This is a genomic window from Microbacterium sp. K41 (genome assembly GCF_004794395.1).
GTDB lineage: Bacteria > Actinomycetota > Actinomycetes > Actinomycetales > Microbacteriaceae > Microbacterium > Microbacterium sufflavum.
In genome coordinates this window covers 1-4,443 of sequence record NZ_SSDO01000062.1, presented here as the reverse complement: position 1 = coordinate 4,443, position 4,443 = coordinate 1, and the positions used below count along the sequence as shown (strand labels likewise).

Sequence of the window (4,443 nt, the reverse complement as noted above, 5' to 3'; positions counted from 1 at the left end):
CGCCGTGAACGGCACGGCCGTGCGCGCGGCGGCCTCCGCCATGCGCGCGAGCTCCCTGGTGTCCGCGAGCGGCGCCCGTGCGGGCTCGGAGCGGCGCGGTTCGCCGATCATCTCGCGCAGACGCCACCGGGTGTGGGTGTCGTCGAGCACGACGTCCGCGCGGTGATCCGAGCGCGGACCATCGGGGAAGAGATCGCGGAGTGCCGTCATGCTGCCCTTCGGGGAGTGGGTAGTCTCAGGAGACGATACCCCCGATCCGCACGACCGAGCACGGGAGAACCATGCAGTTCCAGGACTATCTCCGGATCCTGCGCCGCCAGCTCGTCATCATCCTGGCCGGTGCCGTGATCGGAGTGTCGGTCGGCGCCCTGATCGCCATGCTCACGCCGCAGCGCTACCAGGCCACCACCGAGGTCATGGTCACCGTGCAGCTGGGCGAGACCGCGAGCCCCACCGAGCGCGCGCTCGCCACGAGCTACGCCAACCAGGTCGTGCAGACCTACCGCGACGTCGTGACGAGCTCGATCGTGCTCGACCGCGTGATCGACGACCTCGGCCTCGACGTGGACCGGGCCGAGCTCGCGGCCGCCGCCGACGCCTCTGCCCAGCTCAACAGCGCGATCCTCTCGATCCGGGTCAGCGACACCAATCCAGGACAGGCCGCACGCATCGCGAACGGCATCGCCGACAGCTTCTCCGCCGTGGTCTCCGACACCCTCGAGCTTCGCGAGCAGGAGACCTCTTATACGGTCCACATCGTCACGCTGCAGGCCGCGCAGGTGCCCACCACGCCGATTGCACCCAATACACGACTGATGCTCGTGTTCGGCGGGCTCGTCGGACTCGCCGCCGGACTCGCGGTCGCGCTGCTGCGCTCGCTGCTGGATCAGCGGGTGCGCACCGATGCCGACGTGCAGGCGGCCCTCCCTGTCCCGCTCCTCGGGCGGATCCCGCTCGACCCCGACACCGCCAACCGGCCGCTGGCCGTCAGCTCCGCCCCACAGAGCGCACGCGCCGAGGCGTACCGCAGCCTCCGCACCAACGTGCGCTTCCTGTTCGAGGACGGCAGCGGCGTGTTCGTGGTCACCAGCTCCGGACCGGGCGAGGGCAAGTCGACCACCGCCGCCAACCTCGCGCTCGCGTTCGCCGACGCCGGGCACCGCGTCGCCCTGATCGACGCCGACCTGCGGCTGCCGCGCGTCGCCGACTACTTCGGGATCGAGGGCGGCGTCGGACTGAGCGACGTGCTCGCCGGTCGCGTGCGCCTGAACGACGTGGTGCAGCGCTGGGGGCGCAGCTCGCTGTTCCTGCTGCCCGCCGGCTCCCTGCCGCCGAACCCCGCGGAGCTGCTCGGCTCCCCCGCCATGCAGCAGCTCGTCGATGCGGCGAGCGAGGCGTTCGACGTGGTCGTGATCGACGCCCCTCCGCTGCTGCTCGTGACCGACGCCGCCGTGATCGCCCGGGTGACCACCGGGGCGATCCTGATCGCGGCGGCCGGGGCGACGCAGGCCGGACGACTCGCCGCCGCCGCGAAGAGCATCGAGGCCGTCGACGCCCGGGTGCTCGGCACCGTGCTCACCAAGGCCCCGCTCGGTCGCAGGGAGCACAACGCCCAGACCTCGTACGCCGCCGCGGCGCCACGCTGACGCTCCGTCCGGCACGGCGCCCGCGCTGTGGGAGAATGACGGGATTTGACTCTGCGGTTCACCGTCGTCCGGGAGCCGCCCAGCAACAGAAGGAATCTGCCGCGTGGAACTTCGCGACTATGTGCGCATCCTGCACCGGAACTGGATCCTCATCCTGGTCCTGCTCCTCCTCGGCCTCGCGGGCGGTGCCGGGTACGCGGCTCTCCAGCAGCCCAAGTACGTCGCTTCGACGCAGCTGTACGTGTCGGTGCGCACCGAGGGCGCCGCGACCGGTGACCTCGTGCAGGGGACGACGTTCGCGCGCCAGATGGTGACCAGCTACGTCGACGTCGTGGGCACCGCGCTCGTGCTCGAGCCCGTGATCGAGGAGCTGGGCCTGGACGACAGCGTCGCCGAGCTGAGCGGCCGCATCACCGCCACGACCCCGCTGAACACGGTGCTGATCGACGTGAGCGCGACCGACGGCGACCCGGAGCGCGCGGCCGAGATCGCCAACGCGGTCGCCGTGAGCTTCCAAGACGCGGTGCAGAACACGCTCGAGCAGCCGGCGGTGGAAGACGCCGTGAGCCCCGTGCGCATCACCGTGACCGAGCCGGCCGAGGTGCCGACGGCCCCCACCAGCCCGAACGTGCGGCTGCTGGTCATCCTCGGCGGCATCATCGGACTCGCCCTGGGTGTGGCGGTGGCCATGCTGCGCACCGTGCTCGACAACCGCATCCACACACTCCACGACATCGAGGCCCTCACCGAGCGGCCCGTGCTCGGCGGCATCGCGTACGACCCGGAGGCGACCAAGCGTCCGCTGATCGTGCACGCCGACCCGCGCAGCCCGCGCGCCGAGTCCTTCCGCAGCCTCCGCACGAACCTCCAGTTCCTGAACCTCGACGCCGGTCCGCGCATCTTCGTGGTCTCCAGCGCCGGGCCCGGCGAGGGCAAGTCCACCACCACCGCCAACCTGGCCATCGCGCTCGCGGAGACCGGAGCCAGGGTCGCGCTCGTCGACGGCGACCTGCGCCTCCCCCGCGTCGCGGACTACATGGGCATCGAGGGCGGTGCGGGCCTGACCGACGTGCTGATCGGTCGCATGGACGTGGCCGATGCGCTGCAGAAGTGGGGCACCAGCGACCTCTACCTGCTGCCCAGCGGCCAGGTGCCGCCGAACCCGAGCGAGCTGCTCGGATCGGCCGCCATGGACCAGGTGCTCGCATCTCTGGGCGAGTACTTCGACTACGTGCTGATCGACGCGCCCCCGCTGCTGCTCGTGACCGATGCCGCGGTGGTCGGCGCCAAGACGCGCGGGGTCATCCTCGCCGCCGCGTCAGGCAAGACCAGGAAGCAGGAGCTGTCCGGCGCGGTCCGCGCGCTGGAGACCGCCGGTGTCGCCCTGCTCGGCATCGTGGTGACCATGCTCCCGACCAAGGGTCCGGACAGCTACGGCTACGGCGCCTACACGTACGGTGCGACGCACGAGTCCGACGGCACCCCGGTGCACGCCGGACGGCATGCGTCCAAGCGCGGCCGCACCCGCACCTCGCGCACCGGGAAGCCCGCGAGGGTGCGGGCCTGAGCGCAGGCGCCGGCGGGTCAGTTCTTCGGAGCGACCCGGAACACCACGCCGTGGTAGAGCAGGAAGCGCAGCACCACGACGATCACGATGCTCGTGAGGTTCACGGCGTTGACGGCGATGGCGCCGGGGGTGCGACCGAGGATGCCGGCCACGGCCTCCACCCCCACCCACACCAGGGCGGCGCCCAGGGCGGTGCACGCGGCGTTCACCGCCAGGAACAGGATCACCTCGGAGACCCGGCCGCGGCGGTCCCGGTGCCGGAACGTCCATTCGCGGTTGCCGATGTAGGCGTTGATCAGCGCGACGAGGGACGCGACGATCTTGGCCGCGACGACGTCCCACCCCCACACGTAGACGAGAAGATTGAAGACGCCGACCTCGATCAGGGTGCTGACGGCACCGACGACGAGGAACCGGCTGCCGACGCCGGCGAGGCGGCGCAGTCGTGAGGGAGGATTCATGGCTCAACTAGGCTACTTCCTGAACGCCTCCGCGCCCCGCCACCCCCATCCGAGGACCCCGTGACTCTCCGCCATCTCGCCATCGTCATGCCCGCCTACAACGAGGCGGAGGGCATCGAGGGCTTCGTCGACGAGATCCGCGCGTCCGTGGCCCCGCTCGCCGACACCGTCTCGTTCCACATCGCCGACGACCGGTCGACCGACACCACGGCGGCCGTGTTCGATGGTGTCGCCGACACCACGGTCGAGGTGCAGGCGGCGAACCGCGGCCACGGCCCGACCGCCCTGGCCGCCTACCGCGCCGGCCTCGCCGCCGACCCCGAGGTGCTGGTGCACGTCGACGGGGACGGGCAGTTCCTCGGCAGCGACTTCCCGCGGCTGATCGGCGCGCTCCTGGCCGAGCAGGCCGACGTCGTGCACGGCGTGCGCGACGGCCGCACCGACCCCTGGTACCGCAAGAGCCTCACCGGCGCGGTCGGCCTGCTGATCGCCCTCGCCGCCGGACGCCGCATCCCCGACGTGAACACACCGCTGCGCGCCTACCGCCCCGATGCCCTGCGCGTGCTGCTCGACGCGGTCCCGGCCGAGGCGACCGTGCCGCACGTGCACTTCTCGCTGGCCGAGGCCAGGGCGGGCTTCCGCGTGCGCTACCTCCGCGTCGCCAGCATCCCGCGCCGCGGCGAATCCGCCTCGGGCACCATGTGGGGTCGCGGCGCCGGCGTGACCCTGCCGCCCAGGCGCCTGCGCCGGTTCGTGCGCGCCGCGCTCG

General features: G+C 72.0%; 5 protein-coding genes. 3 read left to right on the top strand and 2 right to left on the bottom strand.

The window, feature by feature from the left end:
* On the bottom strand, nucleotides 1-210 hold a 210-nt coding region (locus DW309_RS01070; protein WP_136044283.1), incomplete at its 3' end, for a hypothetical protein.
* A 71-nt stretch (nucleotides 211-281) separates the two neighbouring features.
* Between DW309_RS01070 and DW309_RS01065 the strand changes: the two genes are divergently transcribed.
* Both DW309_RS01065 and DW309_RS01060 read left to right on the top strand, forming a co-directional pair.
* The gene (locus tag DW309_RS01065; protein ID WP_136044282.1) at nucleotides 282-1,646 is read left to right on the top strand and encodes a tyrosine-protein kinase domain-containing protein; all 1,365 of its coding nucleotides are present in this window, start codon (nucleotides 282-284) and stop codon (nucleotides 1,644-1,646) included.
* Between the two features lie 103 nt (nucleotides 1,647-1,749).
* Entirely contained in the window at nucleotides 1,750-3,213 is a 1,464-nt protein-coding gene (locus DW309_RS01060; protein WP_136028759.1) for a tyrosine-protein kinase domain-containing protein, read from the top strand.
* Between the two features lie 17 nt (nucleotides 3,214-3,230).
* Here DW309_RS01060 and DW309_RS01055 read toward each other — a convergent pair whose 3' ends face one another.
* Nucleotides 3,231-3,674, bottom strand: coding sequence for a GtrA family protein (locus tag DW309_RS01055; protein ID WP_136028760.1), 444 nt, complete (start codon nucleotides 3,672-3,674; stop codon nucleotides 3,231-3,233).
* Between the two features lie 60 nt (nucleotides 3,675-3,734).
* Between DW309_RS01055 and DW309_RS01050 the strand changes: the two genes are divergently transcribed.
* Nucleotides 3,735-4,443, top strand: a 709-nt coding sequence (locus DW309_RS01050; protein ID WP_136044281.1) for a glycosyltransferase family 2 protein, incomplete at its 3' end; no start/stop codon positions are given.